Consider the following 2,114-nt stretch of genomic DNA (forward strand, 5'->3'; position numbering starts at 1 on the left):
TTGTAGTCGTGCCACATGGCGAAGACCGACTCGCCGGTCCAGGCGAGGTAGGTGCTCCAGATCAGCAGGAACTGGGTCGGTTCCAGGTGGTAGTTAGGCTCGGTGAGCTGGATGCCCATCAGCGGGATCGAGGCGAGGACCGCCAGGTAGGCGTTGTTGGTCGTCCAGCGGGCGACGTGCTTCCACTTCTTGCTCGTCCGGGTCGGGTTCTTCCTGCCGTGCCAGCCGGCGATCGCGGCGACGGTGCCGATGACGAAGAAGCTGGCGTTGGCGTCGAGGAACGTCGCGTTGACCCAGAAATCGACGCTCATCACCGGGAGGGTCAGCATGCCCAGCAGCAACATGTAGGAGTTGACCAGCTGGGTGAGCGGGCGCACGGTGTTGACGATCCGCGTCGGGATGGTCTGGGAACCGTCCTTCCGGTCGGCGAACAGCGTGCTGCCGGAGAACCAGGGGCTGGCCGGGATCCAGTTGGCCAGACCTCGGACCGGGAACATGACCATGCCGGTCCAGCCGGGCAGCGGGTACTCCTGAACCACCAGGATGCTGGCGGTCAACCCGACGACGGTGACGAGGGCGGTCCGGCCGATCGGGCTGATCAGCCACTTCGCCGCCCGCACGAACCGGCCGTGGCTCGGCGTGCTCGGGGCGGGCGTGGCCGCCGAGGCAGCGGGGGACGCCGGTGTGGCCGGTGCCGCCGGGGTGCCCGGTGTCGCCGGGGCGGCCGGCGCCGCCGGGGTAGCCGGTGTGCCCGGGGTGCCCGGTGTCGCGGGGCCGCCCGGCGTGCCGGGGGTTCCTGGGGTGCTGGGGCCGCTCGGTCCGGCTCGACGGTTGATGACGTAGAGCAGTCGTCCGATGATCGCCAGCACGGCGGTCGTGATGACCGTGACGCCACGCGGGTCGGTGAGGTGCTGGGTCCACAGCAGGTAGAGGCCGTAGGCGGCGAGTGCCAGTCCGCCGGTGTTGGGAGCGTTGAGGAAGAGCGAGCCCTTCCAGGTCTGCCACGGGCTCAGCAGGACGGCGCCGAGACGGTTGCGCGCGGCGAGGTGCTTGCCCAGCGGCGTGGCGGCGAGGGTGGATTGGGTGAGGTAGACGAAGGCACCGGTGAGGACAGCGATCGGGACGGCGTGCCACGGCCCGGTGAGGAAGCCGATCTGGGAACCCAACAGGCCGACCGCGACCATCGAGGTGGGGATCGTGATCCAGGAGACCTTGCGGACGATGCGGCTGGCCGGGATGTGCGCGCCGGCGACCAGGACCACCGGGACGACGGTGAGCCAGGTGGCCACCGGCGCGATGAGGGTGTAGCCGAGCAGACCCGCGGCCACCGTGATGGTGGGGACCGACAGCCAACCCGCCCAGCGGGTGAACTGGTTGGCGGGGACGTGCACGGTGACGTGTGCCTGCCACGTGGCGGGTAGCGCGGTGGCGACCCCGTCGAGCGCGGCGGGCACGGCGCCGACGAGGAACAGGGCGTCAGCGGCGGCGAACAGACCGTTGACGAGTGCGGGCAGCCCGCCGGTGGCGAACGCGGCAGGCAGGTGCAGGGTGAGGTTGACCATCCAGGTCAGGGCCACGATCGTCTTGAGGGCGGCCACCGCCCACGGGGGCAGGTTCGTGAACCTCTTGAGCGCGACGTTGGCGAGGCCGCGCACGGCGAAGGCGATGAGGCTGCCGACCACGGCGTAGACCGGGATGGGTCCTAGGCCGATCGTGGTGGCGACAATCGCCGTCGTCACCAGGAAGCCGAGGGTGGTGATGCCCTTGGGGCTGCCGAGCGAGGTCCACGCCGAGCGGATGGTGACGCGCTTGGCAGCGGGTGCCTTGCGGTTGATCAACCAGGCCAGCCCCGCGAACGTGACGGCGATCGTAGAGCTGAGCACGGTCAGCACCGGGGTGTTGTTCAGCAGGTAGACGACGCCGTAGGTGCCGAGCGACAGCGCCGAGGCCAAGGTCCAGAACAGCGCCTGAGCCTGGGGAGCCTTGTGCGCGGCCGCCTTCTTGCGTTCGGCCTGCCAGGTCTTGTAGTCGTGCCACATGGCGAAGACCGACTCGCCGGTCCAGGCGAGGTAGGTGCTCCAGATCAGCAGGAACTGGGTCGGTTCCAGGTGGTA

At 69.7% G+C, this 2,114-nt stretch carries 1 protein-coding gene; it reads right to left on the reverse strand.

All coding sequences use genetic code 11. The features are described from left to right. On the reverse strand, positions 1 to 2,114 hold a 2,114-nt coding region (locus G406_RS59040), incomplete at both ends, for a hypothetical protein (RefSeq protein ID WP_037078259.1).

This window comes from Actinospineispora spinosispora DSM 44797, from assembly GCF_000429025.1.
Taxonomy (GTDB): domain Bacteria; phylum Actinomycetota; class Actinomycetes; order Mycobacteriales; family Pseudonocardiaceae; genus Pseudonocardia; species Pseudonocardia spinosispora.